The organism is Trinickia sp. NRRL B-1857, assembly GCF_050470685.1.
Classification (GTDB): domain Bacteria; phylum Pseudomonadota; class Gammaproteobacteria; order Burkholderiales; family Burkholderiaceae; genus Trinickia.
On sequence record NZ_JBFLUK010000011.1, the window covers coordinates 93,792 to 111,272 of the forward strand.

At 61.6% G+C, this 17,481-nt stretch carries 20 protein-coding genes; 9 read left to right on the forward strand and 11 right to left on the reverse strand.

Going from position 1 to position 17,481, the window contains the following annotated elements; all coding sequences use genetic code 11:
• Positions 1–2: 2 nt before the first annotated feature.
• The 8 genes from AB1286_RS21490 to AB1286_RS21525 form a co-directional block, all read right to left on the reverse strand.
• Positions 3–251 carry a F0F1 ATP synthase subunit C gene (locus AB1286_RS21490; RefSeq protein WP_430365274.1) on the reverse strand — a complete coding sequence of 83 codons (249 nt, stop codon included), beginning with the start codon at positions 249–251 and terminating at the stop codon, positions 3–5.
• Positions 248–946, reverse strand: a complete 699-nt coding sequence (locus AB1286_RS21495; RefSeq protein ID WP_430365275.1) for a F0F1 ATP synthase subunit A — start codon at positions 944–946, stop codon at positions 248–250. The genes AB1286_RS21490 and AB1286_RS21495 overlap by 4 nt, the downstream gene beginning before the upstream one ends.
• Entirely contained in the window at positions 943–1,227 is a 285-nt protein-coding gene (locus AB1286_RS21500; RefSeq protein ID WP_430365276.1) for an ATP synthase subunit I, read from the reverse strand. Before AB1286_RS21500 ends, AB1286_RS21495 begins: the two co-directional genes overlap by 4 nt.
• A gap of 3 nt (positions 1,228–1,230) precedes the next feature.
• Complete coding sequence (locus AB1286_RS21505) at positions 1,231–1,548, reverse strand: AtpZ/AtpI family protein (protein WP_430367274.1); 318 nt, start codon at positions 1,546–1,548, stop codon at positions 1,231–1,233.
• A gap of 16 nt (positions 1,549–1,564) precedes the next feature.
• Positions 1,565–2,029, reverse strand: a complete 465-nt coding sequence (locus AB1286_RS21510; protein WP_430365277.1) for a F0F1 ATP synthase subunit epsilon — start codon at positions 2,027–2,029, stop codon at positions 1,565–1,567.
• Positions 2,026–3,456: a F0F1 ATP synthase subunit beta gene (gene atpD, locus AB1286_RS21515; RefSeq protein ID WP_430365278.1), complete on the reverse strand. Its 1,431-nt coding sequence runs from the start codon at positions 3,454–3,456 to the stop codon at positions 2,026–2,028. Before atpD ends, AB1286_RS21510 begins: the two co-directional genes overlap by 4 nt.
• Before the next feature lie 275 nt (positions 3,457–3,731).
• Entirely contained in the window at positions 3,732–4,415 is a 684-nt protein-coding gene (locus AB1286_RS21520) for a DUF4336 domain-containing protein (protein ID WP_430365279.1), read from the reverse strand.
• Between the two features lie 138 nt (positions 4,416–4,553).
• Positions 4,554–4,940, reverse strand: coding sequence for a hypothetical protein (locus AB1286_RS21525; RefSeq protein ID WP_430365280.1), 387 nt, complete (start codon positions 4,938–4,940; stop codon positions 4,554–4,556).
• Positions 4,941–4,992: 52 nt separating this feature from the next.
• On the opposite strand from AB1286_RS21525, the gene AB1286_RS21530 reads away from it, so the two are divergent.
• Complete coding sequence (locus AB1286_RS21530) at positions 4,993–5,322, forward strand: hypothetical protein (RefSeq protein ID WP_430365281.1); 330 nt, start codon at positions 4,993–4,995, stop codon at positions 5,320–5,322.
• Between the two features lie 126 nt (positions 5,323–5,448).
• Here the strand turns inward: AB1286_RS21530 and AB1286_RS21535 are convergent, their stop codons facing one another.
• The gene (locus AB1286_RS21535; protein WP_430365282.1) at positions 5,449–7,323 is read right to left on the reverse strand and encodes a chloride channel protein; all 1,875 of its coding nucleotides are present in this window, start codon (positions 7,321–7,323) and stop codon (positions 5,449–5,451) included.
• Positions 7,324–7,598: 275 nt separating this feature from the next.
• Here AB1286_RS21535 and AB1286_RS21540 point away from each other — a divergent pair, with 275 nt between their 5' ends.
• Complete coding sequence (locus tag AB1286_RS21540) at positions 7,599–8,315, forward strand: DUF4396 domain-containing protein (RefSeq protein ID WP_430365283.1); 717 nt, start codon at positions 7,599–7,601, stop codon at positions 8,313–8,315.
• Positions 8,316–8,587: 272 nt separating this feature from the next.
• Positions 8,588–9,745 (forward strand): CaiB/BaiF CoA transferase family protein, encoded by a 1,158-nt coding sequence (locus tag AB1286_RS21545; protein ID WP_430365284.1) that lies wholly within the window; start codon positions 8,588–8,590, stop codon positions 9,743–9,745.
• Positions 9,746–9,752: 7 nt separating this feature from the next.
• Here AB1286_RS21545 and AB1286_RS21550 read toward each other — a convergent pair whose 3' ends face one another.
• Together AB1286_RS21550 and AB1286_RS21555 are read right to left on the reverse strand one after the other, a co-directional pair.
• A complete protein-coding gene (locus AB1286_RS21550; protein WP_430365285.1) occupies positions 9,753–10,223 on the reverse strand; it encodes a hypothetical protein in 471 nt (156 codons plus the stop codon).
• Positions 10,224–10,742: 519 nt separating this feature from the next.
• Positions 10,743–11,201 (reverse strand): hypothetical protein, encoded by a 459-nt coding sequence (locus AB1286_RS21555; RefSeq protein WP_430365286.1) that lies wholly within the window; start codon positions 11,199–11,201, stop codon positions 10,743–10,745.
• Between the two features lie 219 nt (positions 11,202–11,420).
• Here AB1286_RS21555 and AB1286_RS21560 point away from each other — a divergent pair, with 219 nt between their 5' ends.
• The 6 genes from AB1286_RS21560 to AB1286_RS21585 all read left to right on the forward strand — a co-directional run bounded on the left by AB1286_RS21560 (position 11,421) and on the right by AB1286_RS21585 (position 17,478).
• Positions 11,421–12,080, forward strand: coding sequence for a carbonic anhydrase (locus tag AB1286_RS21560; protein ID WP_430365287.1), 660 nt, complete (start codon positions 11,421–11,423; stop codon positions 12,078–12,080).
• Between the two features lie 324 nt (positions 12,081–12,404).
• A complete protein-coding gene (locus tag AB1286_RS21565) occupies positions 12,405–13,379 on the forward strand; it encodes an AraC family transcriptional regulator (protein ID WP_430365288.1) in 975 nt (324 codons plus the stop codon).
• Positions 13,380–13,498: 119 nt separating this feature from the next.
• The gene (locus AB1286_RS21570) at positions 13,499–14,557 is read left to right on the forward strand and encodes an ABC transporter substrate-binding protein (protein WP_430367275.1); all 1,059 of its coding nucleotides are present in this window, start codon (positions 13,499–13,501) and stop codon (positions 14,555–14,557) included.
• Positions 14,558–14,623: 66 nt separating this feature from the next.
• On the forward strand, positions 14,624–15,439 hold the full coding sequence (locus AB1286_RS21575) for an ATP-binding cassette domain-containing protein (protein WP_430365289.1): 816 nt from the start codon (positions 14,624–14,626) through the stop codon (positions 15,437–15,439).
• 2 nt (positions 15,440–15,441) lie between these two features.
• Entirely contained in the window at positions 15,442–16,725 is a 1,284-nt protein-coding gene (locus AB1286_RS21580) for a sugar ABC transporter permease (RefSeq protein WP_430365290.1), read from the forward strand.
• Positions 16,726–16,749: 24 nt separating this feature from the next.
• Positions 16,750–17,478, forward strand: coding sequence for an SDR family oxidoreductase (locus tag AB1286_RS21585; protein WP_430365291.1), 729 nt, complete (start codon positions 16,750–16,752; stop codon positions 17,476–17,478).
• The last annotated feature ends 3 nt before the right edge of the window (positions 17,479–17,481 follow it).

Consider the following 17,481-nt stretch of genomic DNA (forward strand, 5'->3'; position numbering starts at 1 on the left):
GCCTACTTGGCGAACGGGTTGGCAAATAACACGAGCAATGCGACGACGAGACAATAGATCGCCATCGTCTCGATCATCGCCAGACCGACAAACAAGGTGCGTGAAATCGTGCCGGCCGATTCGGGCTGTCGCGCCAATGCGTCCATTGCGGCCGCGACGGCACGTCCCTCTGCGAGCGCAGGTCCGATGGCGCCAAACGAGACCGCAACGGTCGCCGAAACGATGCTGACAAGCTCTATCCAGTTGGTCATGATGCTCCTTGCCGTGGAGGTGAAGCCGTCGAGGATACGCCGCCGAGTGCGGCACCGATGAACACCGTCGCGAGTACCGTGAAGATGTAGGCCTGAACCGCCCCGGTGAGCAGTTCGAGCGCCATCAGCGGAATCGGTACCAGCAGCCCGGCCAGCGACAGGACGATACCGATCACGAAGACGCCGCTCATCACGTTGCCGAACAGGCGAACGACGAGTGAAAAGGTACGCGTGATCTGCTCGATCAGATTGAGGGGGATCATGATCCATGCAGGTTCGGCGAACGATGCGAGATAGCGGACGATTCCGCGTGAGCGCATACCGTAGTAGACGGTCGACCCGAGTACGATCGCGGCGAGCGCGGCATCCGTCTCGAGATGCGCCGTGGGCGGCTCGATGCCGGGAATCATGCCCGACCAGTTGCATGCGAGGATGAAAGCGAACAACGTTCCGATCAGTGGACGATAGCGCTCGGGATCAGTCTGAATCGTGTCCCGGATCTGGCTATCCAGCGACGCCACGAGCAGTTCCAGTGCAACCTGGAGCTTCGTGGGAACCAGCGACAGGCGCTTTCGTATCCACAGCGTGGTGCCGACGATCAGCGCCATGATGGCCCAGGTAGTCATCACCGGCGCCGAGATCTGTACGAAGCCGATACGGAGCAGCGGTTCCGTTGCAAGTGGAGAATGGATCATGGCGTCCTCCCGAGGAACCGAACCGCCACGTGGCGCGCGATCACGATGCCGCCGAGTCCGCTCAGCAAGGCCATCGGTCCAAGGTGAGCGAGGCCGTATAGCAACAGACCGAGCATACCGAATCGAAGCGCCTGCAAGACGATCGCGACGCCGATGGCGCGACGCGCATAGCACCGTGCGTTCGCAAACAGCGAGGCAAAATATGCAACGCCGCCGATACCGCCGGCCATGCCGCCGGCGGCGATCTTGAGGGACGTGGATAGTGCCGGAACGAGCAGCATGGTTCAATCCCTCGGACTTTGGCGGTGCATCCAGCGCCACGCGAGCCACAAACCGACCGCGGCACCCACCATCAGCAGCGGTGCCGAAAAGAACACGCCGGTGCTGAAACGGCGATCGAGCCAATGGCCGAACCACAGGCAGAGCAGGGTGGGGATGACGACCATCCAGCCAAGAATGCCGATTTGTCCAAGTCTCGCACCCAACGTGGGTTCCGGCACATCCCGTGCGTCTCGATCGCGCCGTACCGCCTGTTGCACGGTGTGCTCGAGAAGATGCGAGCCGTGATTGCGAACGTGCTCGTCGTTGCGGCGCTCGTGCAGCGGCGCTTTCGGGGGGTTATTGTCCATGGCCGTTGCCTTCGTCGGTACCATCCGTACGTCCGGCGGCGCCAGTCGCGCCTGGCCGTAAGTACCGCAAGATCTGGCGGATCGCCTGAGCGTTGAGACGCGTCTGTTCAACCCGCGCCCGGCGCGCCGCGTCGATGCGTGCTTCCCTGGCTGCGCGCACTTGCGCTTCGAGTGTTTCGAGGGCGTCGCCGAGTTGCGCGTCGCGACACGCAATGCTGATCGACTTGCCATCGACGACTCGCAGCACCCCACCGCTGACCGCGCAAAGACGCTGCCGGCCACCGGCAGTGCGCCAGCGCAATACGCATGGCGCCAGCACGGTCAGGAAATCCGTATGGCCGGGCAAAATACCGAAACTGCCCGTCATGTCCTCCCCGCGAAAGGCGACGACATCGGGCGTGTCGACGAGCATGTCGGACGGCGTGGCGATCGTCAGTCGAAGTGTCGTGCTCATGACGCACCCTTTTCGCGCTCGCGCGCTTCGCTCAACGCACCCACCATGTACAGCGACTTTTCGTGCCATGTGTCGCATTCGCCGGCTAGGATGGCTTTGCATCCGGCGAGCGTGTCGTCGATTGTGACGGAGCGTCCGGCAACGCCCGTGAACGCCTCGGTGACGGAAAACGGCTGCGTCAGAAACCGTTGCAGGCGACGCGCGCGACCAACGATGCGTCGATCGTCGGTGCCCAGCTCTTCGATTCCGAGCAAGGAGATCACGTCCTGCAATTCCCGGTAGTGTTCGATGGTGCGTCTGACTTCGGTGGCGATTGCGACATGCTCGGCTCCGACGACGAGCGGGTCGAGCAGAATCGACGACGATGCGATCGGATCTATAGCCGGATACATACCCTCCGCGGCCATGGCGCGCGACAGGACGACGGTGCTGTCGACGTGGGCTGCGATCGTCGTCACGGCCGGGTCTGTGAAGTCGTCCGCCGGCACATAGACGGCCTCGATCGCGGTGATCGACACGCCGCCGACCGAGACGATACGCTCCTGGAGGGCGGCCACCTCGGTGGCCAGTGTCGGCTGGTAGCCGACGCGCGACGGTAGACGCCCGAGCAAGCCCGAGACTTCCGCGCCGGCTTGGACGAAGCGAAAGACGTTATCCATCAGCAGCAGAACGTTCTGGTGCTGTTCGTCACGAAAGTGTTCGGCGATGGTCAATGCCGTCAGCGGCACGCGCCAGCGCGCGCCGGGCGGCTCGTTCATTTGGCCGTAGACGAGCACGGTTCTCGGCAGCACCCCCGAGTGCTGCATGTCCTGAAGCAACTCGTGCCCCTCTCGCGAACGTTCGCCCACACCGGCGAATACCGATATGCCCTTGTAGTGTTCGACCATCGCATGAATCAGCTCCATCACGAGAACGGTCTTGCCGACGCCTGCGCCGCCGAACATCGCCGCCTTGCCACCGCGGGCGAGTGGAGCGAGAAGGTCGATGACCTTGATGCCGGTTGCAAAGATGCCGGTCGCACTGTCCTGTGCCGACAAGGGAGGCGGCGCCTGGTGGATGGGGCGTCGCGTCACGTCAGCGGGCAGCGCCTCGCCCCTGTCGCCCGGTGTCCCCATCACGTCTATCAACCGGCCGAGCATCTTGTCGCCCACCGGTACCGCGATGGGTTGGCACGAGGCGTGAGCACGCGCGCCTCTCGGCAGTCCGCTCGTCGATTGCATGGCTAGCGCGCGCACTGTGCGCTCGTCCAGATGAGCCTGCACTTCGGCGACGATCCTTTCGTCGTCTCTTTCGATCGAGAGAGAACTATCCAGAGGTGGAAGCGTGCCGGCCGGAAAAATCAGGTCGACGACCGCCCCGCGAACGGCGATGACTTTGCCGGTCAGTGGGGAACTGGTTGCTTGGTTGCTAGCCGATTGAGTTTGCATGAGAGCCGCACGTGCAAGTTAGGCGTAAGCATGCGCTGATCGAAGGACATGCCCCGCAGCCATCTCACGGTTCGTTGAAGCGAGATTAGGTCAAGCGGGCGTACCGCAGACTGACGAGCGTCAAATAGTGTGTGGATATCCGCCCTGGCCTGCCGATTCCCACATTGCGCGGGTATCGACGCTCGCGCCCGGCACGGCAAAGGAAGGGCAACGGGTGTCTGCTGTAACGCATACGTCGGTCGGTTACTGGTGCAGCACAGCACCCCGTGGCCCAATCAAATCCAGCGCAACGCCTCGGCAATGACATGCGTTGCCCCACTGTCTGCGCATTGACCATGAGCGATCAGAAGCCGCTCGGGCTTCCAATCGAGCACTCTTTGGCGAGCGGCGCGCGCGGCATCGCGCGAGAGAAAACTCAGTCGCCATTCGCGCGGCGTGCTGCCGTGCGGTCCGACGAGGTCGTCAAGCCGCAGAAGTGTGCCTTTCCACCCCGTAGCCAACTCGCCGGGAAAGCGTTGGATTAGGTCGCCGAAGATGGCGGTGCGTGATACGCGGTGGAAGAACACCACTTCTTCCATCGCAAGCGATCCGCGAAACACAACCTGATCGATGTCGACGATCCATTGCCTGTCCGGTTCGTCGCCAAGTTCGGCATCGAAGCGAAACCCTTTCATTTTTCGGGCAAGGCCCGGCGGCGCATGCAGGCGGGCTTCAGGCCAACGGCTCTTCCATGCAGACAGCGCGAGATGATGGAGTTTGTTCGGTGAGACGATATGCGCGACCGGCCCGACGGCCTCTACGGCGACGGCTAAATCTTCCGTCAGCGCGATCGGCGACCATACCCACGTGTTCCCGGATGAGAGCCGCACGACCGCCATGCGGGTCGGGTATGGAAAACCATAGAACGGTACCGCCGGTCCGTCGGCAAAATACAAGTCCTGTCCAAACGCAGTAAGCATTGATCGAGAGGTCCCGCAAGCACGATATCGTACGTTGACTCGATGCCCGCACCCTTCAAGTACGCGCAACGAAAACAGGAGCGCCGTCACCCGACGCGCCCAGGGCGACGCTCCCGGCGCCGAACAGCATGCGCGGCATCATGTCCGATTTCCCCGCGATGGGGCGGCTCCGGAGCCGCGCGGGGGGCGCGTATTGCGCTCAATTGCCATGACCGTCAACAGCAACGTAAGCGTCGCGGCAACCCCGAGCAATGTACCCAACGCGCTGCGATAGTCGGCGAGTTTCTCGGCGGTACGCTTCTGGGAGTCGGCAATCTCCGTGACGCGATCGATATCGATCCGCGCATATTCGCTCATGGCCGCCGCGACATAGCGCTGCCGGTTGTCCCATTCCCACGATGCCGCGTGTTGATCGGCTGCCGTCACGACTTTCGTCAACCCGGCGACGAACGAGCGGCGATCGCGTGTCGGAATGGCGTCGAGCCACGCATTCAATATCGGTTGGCTCGTAGTATCGCTGGTCAAAACCGCATCCAACGACTTTGAGATTGGGATACCCGCCGCGTTCGGAACATTGATGTTCACGCCCTGCCTACCGGAAGATCCATCGTTCCCGGATTGCGTGCCGGGAATGCTTGCCAACACCGTGTCGACCGATACGGGCGCGATGTCATCTGCATCACCGGCCACTGCGCCGCTTCTAACGATGCCGAACCCAACGAAGAGCATCGAAACGATCGCACCCAGGAGCAACACCTGGCAAACAAGCGCCGCGATGCTGAAGAACACGCGCCTCTCGGCCTTCGCTGTCATTTTTGTGGTCCCCGTCTACTCGTTTTACCCCGTTCGTCGAATACGTCGGCGCACACCGGTGTCCTTTCAAAACAATAACGCCCTGAGCGACTAATAGCTCTGCCCCGACGCTCAGAGTCGATAGACAACTAACAGTTCCCCCTGAACACGTCGAAACAGATAGAGAGAAACCCGCGGCGGTGACGCAAGGGAACGGCAGGTGGCGGCAGATAGCCCTCGGTTAGTGCTTGCCCGAAAAGATCTTGATGCTGCTCGCGACGGAGTCGGCAACGTGCTCTTTCGCAATCACGCCCAGTACGCGCACGGGTGAATGCGCGTCGCCCTGTTCCACGACCACCGCCATGGCCGCGTGCTGCTTCCATAGCCGTGAGATGACCCTGAAGGCGATTTCGTGCTGCGTCACGACGATGAAGTTGCGCTGCGCCAGTTCGGCGACCGTAATATCGGATTCCGCCTGACTCGCCGCTCGCCGCAGGCCGACGTTGATGCGCAGAACGCCCAAGATTCTGTCATCCCTTGTGACGACGACATGACGGAACAAAAGGCCTTCGGAGCGCGGCAAAATCTCTCGAAACGGCGTCGCGTGGTCCAGCACGAGTACATCGGTTTCCATCACTTGCCCGGCTTCCTGCACGAGAAACATGTTGGCATGCAGTGCGTTCGGAATGGCATGTCCGCGGCGGCGAAGCTTTAGGGTATAGATACTTTCCGCCGATAAGAGGCGGCGCACGCCCAGGCTGACTGCCACGGCAATGATCATCGGCAGCACGATGTCGTAGTCGCGCGTCATTTCGAAAATCATAGCGACCGCCGTCATGGCCGCTCCCGTGCCGCCGCCAACCATCGCGCCCATACCGACCATCGCAAACGCGGGCGCACTGACGGGCGCGCCGGGTGCGGCAGCCGAGATGAGTGAAGCGATCGCCGCACCGAGCATGGCGCCAATGAATAGCGACGGCGAAAACACGCCGCCGGACGATCCCGAGCCGAGACTCACCGAGGTGGCGAACAGCTTGCTCGCGGCAAGCAGCAGCAGGAACGCACCGCCTTGAAGTTGGCCGTATAGGGTTGCCTGAATCGAGGCGTAGCCTACGCCTTCCACGTAATAGTGCCCGGCGCTGCGCCATAAAACGTACATCAACACGCCGACGAGCAGCATTCCCGATGCGTGCCGCAGGTAGCGGTTCGGCATCCGGTCGAAGGCGTCTTCTGCCCAATGCAGTGCCCGGATGAGTGCGGCGGCCGCGACGCCTGTCAGCGCGCCGAGCAGGGCATAGAGCGCTAGCGTGAGGACGCTGCTCAGTTGATTGGGGATCGCGCCGAGTTTTGCGGGAACGAGGAATGCCGCCTCCGCGCCAAAGAACAGGCGCCCGATGAACGTGGCCGTTCCAGTTGCCAGAACGACCGGCAAGAACGTGTCGACGCTGATTTCGGGCATCATCAATTCGGTGGCGAACAGAACCCCTCCGATGGGCGTATTGAAGGTCGCCGCGATGCCCGCGCCCGCGCCGGCCGCCACCAGCGTGATCCGTTGTCCAGCCGTCATGCGAATGAGTTGGCCGAGAGTCGATCCAAGTGCCGAGCCGATTTGAATGATCGGTCCTTCTCGTCCGACCGCCGCGCCCGAGCCGATCGCGAAGGCCGATGCGATCGATTTGACCAGCGCGACGACCGGGCGAATGATGCCACCCTTATAGTAGATGGCATCCATCACTTCCGGCACGCCGTGGCCTTTCGCCTCGGGAGCGAAGCTATCGACGATCCAAGTGACCAATAGGCCGCCAACGACAGGCACGAAGATGACGAGTACGCCCCAGGGGGAAGCGGGCGTGAATTGGCTTGCGTCGTAGGAAAACGATACCTGGCGGAGAAAGAGCAGGTTGTGGACGAACCCGATTAGATCTCTGAACGCGACCGCACCAAGACCTGTAATGCATCCGACAGCTAGCGCCAGAATCAGCAACCACGGCAGCGCGAGCGGTTCGGTCGACTCGTCGTCCGTCGGCGGTGCCGGGATAGGTTGAATCGGCGCGACCCGTACGTGGCGCGGCGTGCCGTGCTTCCCTTCGTTGGAATTGCCCGATTCGTCCGCCATGGTATGGCTTCCTCCACCATGCTCTATCCCTTTTCGGCTGGGAGCGACGTTTCCATAGTAGACGCCGATTGCACGATTTCCTTGGTGCAGGCCGTTCCAATTGAAACGGCCGCGTCCTATGCCGGCTCGAGATCGTGATGCGCGTCGACCGACGGCGCATTGTCGAACGAGGCCAAGGAAAATCCGGGCGCGGGAACAGCCGCTGCTTCCGGCAGTCGCAGTGGCCCGCCGGCTTCGCCGGGCCAGTTCGACTTTACCTCCAAATGAGGGACGAAGTGACTGCCTACGTGCGCTTTCCCCACTGGCTGCATATCCTTTCGATCGCGAGCATCGCGCTCGGTGTGGTTTGCGCCCTCGCAATCGTGGTCGATGAGATTCGGCGGCCGCAAAAGATGGGGATCATGAACGTGGTTTGGCCGCTGACCGCCTTATTCGGCACGTTCATCTGGCTCGCTGCCTATTTCGCTTGGGGGCGCAATGCGCCGCCTGATCGAGAGGACGACAGAACATCGTCATTTCCCGTCGTGGTGATGAAAGGGGGCACCCACTGCGGTGCCGGCTGCACGCTCGGTGACATCGTCGCCGAATGGTTCGCCGTCGCATTTCCGACACTGGCGGTCTGGTTCGGATGGCATACGGTGTTCCGCGAAAAAATGTTCGCCGTTTGGATCCTGGACTTCGTCGTCGCCTTTTTGCTCGGAATCGTGTTTCAGTACTTCACTATCAAACCGATGCGCGACCTTTCGGTGGTGCAAGGGATCGTTGCCGCCGTGAAAGCCGATAGTGCCTCGATAACATCGTGGCAGGTCGGGATGTATGGCCTCATGGCCGTGATGCAGTTCTTGTGGTTCACGCCCGCGTATGGGGGCGTCGCCGATGTTGCGAGTCCCGAGTTTTGGTTTGCGATGCAGCTTGCCATGCTGGCAGGGTTTGCCACCAGCTATCCGGTGAATTGGTGGTTGATCCGCTCGGGGGTGAAAGAAGCGATGTGAGCCGTCGGGCGGGGGCGCGGCGCGAAACAAGCTCACTACCGTGGCATTCGCCGTATTCGCGATCGCCATCGGGCGGCTACAAGCTTATCTACCAGCGGCCCGGCAAGAACGCGATTCCCGCCTGCTATCGCGTGGGAACGCCCTAAGCGGTGGTTCTACTTCTTCGATCGTTCGAAAACGGAAACATCTCGCTCCCGAAATGTTGCGGGTGGCGGTTACGGACCCGATGCAGGTAGCATGGTGGTAAGCGAATTCGAACGAGCGAGACAACCATGAGTACGGTCGACGGTTTGCCGCTCAGCGGCGTGCGGGTGATCGAGTTCACCCATATGGTGATGGGTCCGACGTGCGGAATGATCCTCGCCGACCTCGGTGCGGAAGTAATCAAGATCGAGCCGCCCGGAGGCGAAAAGACCCGCAAGCTTCCCGGGCTCGGCATCGGTTTTTTCCGGACGTTCAATCGCAATAAGAAAAGCGTCGTGCTCGATATTCGAACGCCCGAAGGCCAAGCCGACGCCCGCGAACTGATCGGGCAGAGCGACATCGTGCTCGAAAATTTCAGGCCCGGTCTCATGGACGAGTTCGGCCTTGGCTATGCCGAGTTGTCGGAACGGTTTCCGCGCCTGATCTATGTCTCGCACAAGGGTTTTCTGCCGGGCCCTTACGAGAAGCGGTTGGCGCTCGACGAAGTCGTTCAGATGATGGGCGGGCTCGCGTATATGACGGGGCCGCCGGGACGGCCCTTGCGCGCGGGCACATCCGTCAACGACATCATGGGCGGCATGTTCGGCGCGATCGGTGTGCTGGCCGCACTACGCGAGCGCGACCGCACGGGTCGTGGACAAGAAGTGCAAAGCGCGTTGTTCGAGAACTGCGCATTCTTGAGCGCTCAGCATATGCAACAGTATGCGATGACGAAGGAGCCGCCTCCGCCGATGCCGGCGCGCGTCTCCGCTTGGAGCGTCTACGATGTCTTCACGCTCGCGGACGGCGAGCAATTGTTCGTCGGTGCGGTGAGCGACAAGCAATTCGTGACGCTATGTAACGTCCTTGCCCGTCCCGAACTTGCGCAGCGCCCCGAGTATGCGACGAATGCCTTGCGAGTCGAGTCGCGCCCGCAATTGCTCGCCGATTTGGGGGAAATTCTCAAGGATATTCGGGCGGAGGCGTTGGTTCCGCTATTGGAAAGCGCGGGTATTCCGTACGCGCCGATCGTACGCCCGGATCAATTGCTCGACGACCCGCATTTGAAGCAAAGCGGTGGTCTGGTCCCGATGCAGACCGATGAGGGCGATACGACCGACGTCGTGCTCCTCCCGCTCACGTTGGGCGGTCGCCGCTTGGGCGTTCGTCAGCCGCTTGCCAAGGTGGGGGAGCATACGCGGGAGATTTTGTCGCGACTGAAGCGGCGAGTGGGATCGAAAGGATGAAGCTCGTTTAAATATTGGAATTTGCGTCGTCGTAGAAGGTGACAAGATAAAAGTGAGAACCTAACGGCAAGGCATCGAACCCCTCGGCGCCGAAGGGAGCTTTCTCCTTAAGCGATTTGGCGGCAGAGCGCCAACTAGCGCTGTAGTCTTGTTTTGTTCGAGCGAGCTCGTCGCTCGAATCGTAGACGACCGACTCGGAGAATCCCCAATCTGTCCAATCCGAATTTTCGGCGCAAACGTTCAATACACTGCCGTTTCCGAGTGTGACACCGCTGCGCTTGCACGATTCGTACTTCGACTTTTCCAGCGCCATCGCGACTCGCACGCCGAAGTGATAGTCATGCTCGGCTTTTTCAAGCGGAAAGCTTATCGCGATCGGGACGACACATAGCACATAGTAGGCGGCTCGCCGCCACAATTTTAGAAAGAGCGCAAGGGTCGCGAACGCTAGGCTGATCAGCACGATGACGAGGTCCACCAGAGCGTGAAGAGCATACGTAATCATGCCGTATCGCGTATAGGCGAGTGTGCACGCCGATATAACGCTTACCAGTAGAAAGGCTCCTTTTCTCTGCATATCGTCCTAAAGAACAGGTTCTGTGTCGTAACTGAACGTTAAAAGATAATAATGATGGCCGAGCGGATATGCGTCGAAGCCATAGGACCGAAACGGCGCAAGCCCGTCGAGCGAACGCGCCGCTGCGCGCCATCCGGCGCTGTAGTCGCGAGAGGGGCGCATAACCTCGTCGCTAGCGTCATAGACGACAGCCTCCGTGTATAGGAATTCATTCCAATCATTGTTGACGTCGCAAACGCTCAATGCCTTGCCGGCGGTAATGATTGCACCGTGCGTTCGGCAAGATTCATATTTAGTCCGATCGAATCTGACCGCGATTTGTGCTCCGATGTGGTAATGCTTATCGGCCGCATCGACGGCCAGACTGCCGGCGATTGGCGCGACGCCCAGTCCGTAGCCGATAGACGCCGCCCTCGCTATCTATATATACGAAAGCGCTTCGCAAGCGAGCCATGCACCTAGTACCAGGATCGAGTAAAGAATGTGAATAGGTTCGAAATGAAATGCGAATAGCGACAGGGCCACAACTAGACCCACAATCATGAGCCCCAAAACAACATGCGCGATGCGCCGATCCCGTAGGGCGCCGTGTTGCAAGCCGAACGCGCTCACGGCGGCATTCGCCGCCGAGCCCGCAAGCGGCGGTAGCGCCAGCAAGCCCGTACCGATCAGCAGTACACCGAGTACGGCAGGCGCGAAGCGTCCCGCGAGTGGATACAGCGCACCTTGCGCGCCGGCAAGGGAGTATGTGGCGATGCCGCCCGGATCGTTGTCGGCCGCTGTACTGGCGAGGCCTGGCCCCGTTCCCGCGGCCCACGAATGGGACGGTGCCCGATAGACACTATCGATGTCACTTCCGATTTCGGGGGCAGCTGGCATGCGTGCTAACGAATCGTCTAATGAAGGGAAGGGTTCGCTTCCGGGAATCGCGAGCAAGACAGCAAGGCGCAGACCTGCACCTTGGGCTTGGTCGCGAACGTATCGGCAACGCTTACGGACCTTCGCCGATGGGCCCGCTTAGGCGATAATGTCGGCCGCACCGGCACCGCAGGTAGCGAGCGGCGTGTCGGGAGGGATATTCGAATTTGGAGAATACATATGCGTGACGTTATCGACGGCTTCTTGCGTTTCCAGCGAGAAGTCTTTCCGCAACGTGCCGAGCTATTCAAGCAGCTGGCGACAACGCAGAGTCCGAAGGCGCTATTCGTCACTTGTTCGGACAGCCGCGTCGTGCCCGAGCTGCTCACGCAGCGCGAGCCGGGCGAACTGTTCGTCATTCGCAATGCGGGCAACATCGTGCCCTCGTACGGCCCGGAACCCGGCGGCGTCTCGGCTACCGTCGAATACGCGGTGGCCGTGCTCGGCATTCAGGACATCGTGATCTGCGGCCACTCCGACTGCGGCGCAATGGGCGCGATCTCGCGCTGTACTTGCCTGGACCATATGCCGGCGGTCGCCAATTGGCTGCGCCATTCGGATTCCGCGAAGGCCATCAATGCAGCGCATCAATTCGATACGCCTCGCGCCAAACTCGATGGCCTCGTGCGGGAAAACGTGATTGCCCAGTTGGCGAATCTGCGCACGCATCCGTCCGTGGCGCTGGCGCTCGAGCAGGGCCGCATGAACCTTCACGGCTGGGTGTACGACATCGAGAGGGGCAGCATCGACGCGCTCGACGGCGCCACGCGCCGCTTCGTGCCGCTGGCCGAATCGCCTACTACCGTAGCCGTGACGTCGCGCAAGCGCGATCAGCTTTAAGCGCGTCTAACGCGCTTTCAACCGCTGCTAACTCGCTAGCAAGCCCAAAAGAGGGCATCCGCACTCCACGCCGGTGGCTCGGTGCCCTCTTCATCGCAATTCCTGCCCTATTCCACTCGCCGAGCCGCGTCGGGCTCATGTGCCGCATTGCACAAATTTTCCATCGTGCGCCTTGAAAAGCCCCATCGAGCAAAAAAGTATCGAAAAATAGGCGTAAAGTTGGTGGAGTTAGCGCCGCGATCCCCCTAGATTTCTGTCAACGCGAAGAGCGATCGCAGTCCCGCAGGCAAGCGGGCGCGAGCATAGAAATGTGGAGACAGCAAAATGATGCGGCCGGATCTTGAGGTGGTCGAAGTCCGACGTGACGAGTCGTTCAAGGTGTGGGAGCACGGCTATCCGTATCGAACGATCCGCTGGCATTTTCATCCGGAGTTCGAGCTGCATCTCATCGTCGCAACGCGCGGGAAGTATTTCGTCGGCGATCACATCGGTTCGTTCGGCCCAGGCCATCTTGTGCTGGTAGGCCCGAACCTGCCGCATAACTGGGTGAGCGACGTGGCGGAGGGCGAGACGATCGAGCGCCGCAATCTGGTCATGCAATTCAGTCAAGACTTCATGCGCCGCTGCATCGAGGCTTTTCCGGAATGCAAAGAGGCGCAAGGCCTGCTCGACGATGCCCGGCGCGGCATCGCGTTCGACGAGGCGACGAGCGTGGCGGTCGCGCCGCTTTTCGAAGCGCTACTGACGGCACGCGGCATTCGCCGGACTTCGCTGTTCCTGCTGCTGCTCGAGCGGCTTTGCAGCGCGGCTCAGCGCACACTGCTTGCCAGCCCGGCCTCGAGTCAATCGAGCAGCGCATCGACACGGCTTAGCCACGCGCTGTCGTATATCGGTAAGAACCTCACCTCGGCATTGCGCGAATCGGATCTCGCCCAACTCGCAGGCCAAAGCGTGAGTGCGTTTTCAAGAGCGTTTCATCGCCATACCGGCATGCCCTTCGTGCAATACGTCAACCGTTTGCGCATCGAGGCTGCTTGTCAGATGTTATTGGCCGACGACGCACGCATCACCGAGGTGTGCTTTCAGTGCGGGTTCAATAACGTATCGAACTTCAACCGCCAGTTCCGCGCGGCGAAGGGCATGTCGCCTTCCGAATTCCGATCGCTGCAACGCCTGAACGCGCGCAGCGGCGACGTTGCGGTCGATGCGGCGAGCAATAGCGCGGATGTCTGCTCGACGGCACCGCCGCACAGGGCTCGGCATCCCGCGAATGCGGCCCTCGCACCGCCCGGCAACTAGCCCCAATCCTAGCGTATTTCTGCGTTTTTCCCACCATCGTGTCCATCGCGGCACGAGGGTTTCGCTCAACCTCAAAAAGCTTCATATAACCGGAGACAAACATGAGTCGATTCCAAACGATGGCGCGCTTTTCAAACCGGCTAGTCGGTGTCGGCCTCCTAGCGTCCAGCCTGATCGGCAGCACGGCGGCCCTCGCCGCGCCGAGTGGAACGGTCGCTTTTTTGATGCCTGACGAGGCGTCGACTCGGTATGAGCAGCACGATTTTCCCGGCTTCGAGGCAGCCATGAAAAAACTCTGCCCCGATTGCAAATTGCTTTACCAGAACGCGAACGCCGACGTCGCGCAGCAGCAGCAACAGTTCAACTCGGCAATCGCGCAAGGGGCCAAGGTCATCGTGCTCGACCCGGTCGACTCGACGGCGGCGGCGTCCCTCGTGCGCATGGCGCAAAGCCAGGGCGTCAAAGTGATCGCCTATGACCGACCCGTTCCTTCGACGCCGGCCGATTACTACGTATCGTTCGACAACGAAGGCATCGGCAAGGCCATAGCCGCGTCGCTCGTGGAACATATGAAGGCGACGGGCGTGCCGACCGCGAAGGGAGGCGTGCTAGAGGTCAACGGTTCGCCGACCGATGCGGCCGCGGGGCTCATTCGCAAGGGCATTCACGAAGGCCTGCAAGGTAGCGGCTACAAGACGCTCGCGGAGTACGACACGCCGGACTGGGCACCGCCCAAGGCCCAACAGTGGGTGAGCGGGCAAATCACGCGGTTCGGCGCGCAGATCGTGGGTGTCGTGGCGGCGAACGACGGCACCGCCGGCGGGACGATCGCCGCGTTCAAGGCGGCGGGCGTCAACCCCGTGCCGCCTGTAACGGGCAATGATGCGACGCTCGCGGGGCTCCAATTGATCATCGCCGGCGATCAATACAACACGATCCTCAAGCCGAGCGAAATCGTCGCGGCGGCCGCCGCCAAGGTCGCGGTGGGCTTCCTCTCGGGCCAAGCGCCGAAGGGCGAGACGATGCTGTTCAAAACCCCTACGCAACTCTTTAAGCCGGCTGTCATCACGCAAAAGAACATCAAATCGGATGTCGTCGACAAAGGCATCGCCGGCGCCGATCAACTGTGTTCGGGTCGCTATGCGGACGGCTGCAAAAAGCTAGGGATCTCGCATTGATCCGCGGCGATATCGAATGCGCCCGGCTCGCGTCGGGCTCGTTCGAAACGAAGAGGTGCCATTCTCATGACTGAAAACCATCGGGTACGTGCAAAATCGGGCGAACTCGTCCTGAGTTTGCGCGGCATCTGCAAAAACTTCGGGGCCGTGTCGGCCCTAACCGATATCGAACTGGACGTGCATGCCGGCGAAGTCGTCGCGTTAGTCGGCGACAACGGAGCCGGCAAATCGACGCTCGTCAAAGTGCTCGCAGGCGTCCATCAACCGAGCGCCGGTACGATCACGTTCGGCGGCCGGCCAGTCGAACTCTCCAACCCGGGCACGGCGCTCGATCTCGGCATCGCGACGGTATTCCAGGATCTCGCGCTCTGCGAAAACCTCGATGTCGTCGCCAATATCTTTCTTGGACGCGAGACGGCGCCGTGGCGTCTCGACGAGATCTCGATGGAAGTCCGCGCTTGGACCCTGCTCAATGAACTGAGCGCGCGCATCCCCGATGTGCGCGACGTCGTGGCTTCGCTGTCGGGTGGACAACGCCAAACGGTTGCGATCGCGCGCTCGCTGTTGCTCGACCCCAAGCTGATCATGCTCGACGAACCGACCGCCGCGCTCGGCGTTGCGCAGACCGCCGAAGTGTTGAACCTGATCGAACGGGTGCGAGACCGAGGGCACGCCGTGATCATGATCAGCCACAACATGGAGGATGTTCGTGCCGTGGCGGACAAGATCGTCGTGCTTCGGCTCGGCCGCAATAACGGCGTTTTCTATCCCGACTCGTCGAACGAAGAACTGGTCGCCGCGATTACCGGCGCGACCGAGAACGCCGTGTCGCGGCGCGCCGGTCGACGCCAAGCCGAGCAAGCCGCACGGGCCAAGGAGTGACCATGAACAATCGAACGCAGCATGCCGCTCGGCATGAAACGCACGCGTCCTCACCGCCGAGCACGTTGCTCGATCGCAGCGATATCCGCGTCAAGCACGCCGACGGCGTTGGCGACGTCCTTGCCGCCTTCGTCGATCGCATACGCGCGGGCGACGTGGGTTCGTTGCCGGTGATCGTGGGGTTGATCCTCATTTGGACCGTATTCACGAGCCTCAATCCGGTGTTCTTGTCCGCGAACAATCTCGTCAATCTGCTCTTCGATTGCTCGACGGTCGGGGTGATTTCACTGGGGATCGTCTGCGTACTGCTGGTGGGTCAGATCGATTTGTCCGTAGGATCGATGAGCGGTTTCGCCTCCGCGCTTGTCGGCATGCTATGGGTCAATCACGGTTGGCCGGTCTGGCTCGCGATCGTGATCGCCATTGCTGCCGGCGCACTAGCGGGAGGACTGTACGCGCTCCTCTTCAATCGGCTCGGCATGCCGAGCTTCGTCTCCACGTTGGCGGGGCTGCTCGCGATTCTCGGCTTGCAGCTCTATGTACTCGGCGCCGCCGGATCGATCAATCTGCCCTATGGGGCGACGCTCGTCGATCTCGGGCAACTGATGATCATCCCGCCTGTCGTATCGCATCTGCTTGGCCTGCTGCCGGGTGCGGCCATGTTGATGGCGGGTATGCGGACGCGGACGCGTCGCCGCGCCGTCAATCTGTCCGTGCCGTCTCTCGCGGGTTTGCTTATCCGCAGCGCAGCGATGTCCGTTTTCCTCGAAATCGTCGTCGCGTACTTGAATCGCGGACGGGGCGTGCCGTTGATGTTCGGCATCTTCCTCGGGCTTACCGTCGTCATGCACTACGCGCTGACGCGTACGCGATGGGGTCGTTCGATGCATGCCGTCGGCGGCAATCACGAAGCCGCGCGGCGCGCGGGCATCAAGGTGGGCGCCATCTATACAAGCGCCTTCGTCCTGTGCGCGAGTCTCGCCGCGCTCGGCGGCGTGCTGACGGCGGCGCGGCTCGCCTCGGCCAGTCAGCAGGCCGGCACGGGCGACGTCAACTTGAACGCCATCGCAGCTGCGGTGATCGGCGGCACGAGCCTGTTCGGCGGCCGCGGCAGCGCCTATTCGGCGGTGCTCGGCATCATCGTGATTCAGTCGATCGCGAGCGGCCTGACGCTCTTGAACTTATCGTCCTCGTTGCGCTTCATGATCACCGGCGCGGTGCTTGCCATTGCGGTGATCGTCGATTCGCTCGCGAGGCAGTCCCGCATGTCGCACGGGCGGGCGTAACCGAGAAACCCAGGAGGGGTGTGAATGTCTGAATCGCTGAAGGGAAAGATCGCGGCTATCACGGGGGCCGCATCGGGCATCGGCTTGGAGTGCGCGCGGGCGTTGATCGGGCAGGGCGCGCGGGTGGTCTTGATCGATCGCGCGAAAGAGCGCCTGGCCGCATGCTGCGCCGAACTCGGGCCCGGCGCGCTGCCGCTGACCGTGGATCTGTTGCGGAGTGCGGAAGTGTCCGCGCTGTTGCCGAAAATCCTCGACTTAGCGGGCGGCCTCGATATTTTTCATGCAAACGCGGGCGCCTATATCGGCGGCGACGTTGCCGAGGGCAATCCCGACGAATGGGACCGCGTGCTCAATCTGAACGTCAATGCCGCGTTCCGATCGGTGCATGCGGTGCTGCCGCACATGATCGCGCAAAAGTCGGGCGACATCGTCTTCACGAGCTCGATTGCCGGCATCGTGCCCGTCGTCTGGGAGCCGATCTACACGGCGTCGAAGTTCGCGGTGCAGGCGTTCGTGCATACTACGAGGCGGCAAATGTCGAAGCATGGCGTTCGCGTCGGCGCTGTTGCGCCGGGGCCCGTCGTCACGGCTTTGCTTGACGACTGGCCGAAGGCGAAGATGGACGAAGCCCTCGCGTCAGGCAGCTTGATGCAACCGGTGGAAGTCGCGGATGCCGTGCTCTACATGCTGACCCGGCCTCGCAACGTGACGATCCGCGATTTGGTGATCCTTCCTAACAACGTGGACCTTTGATCG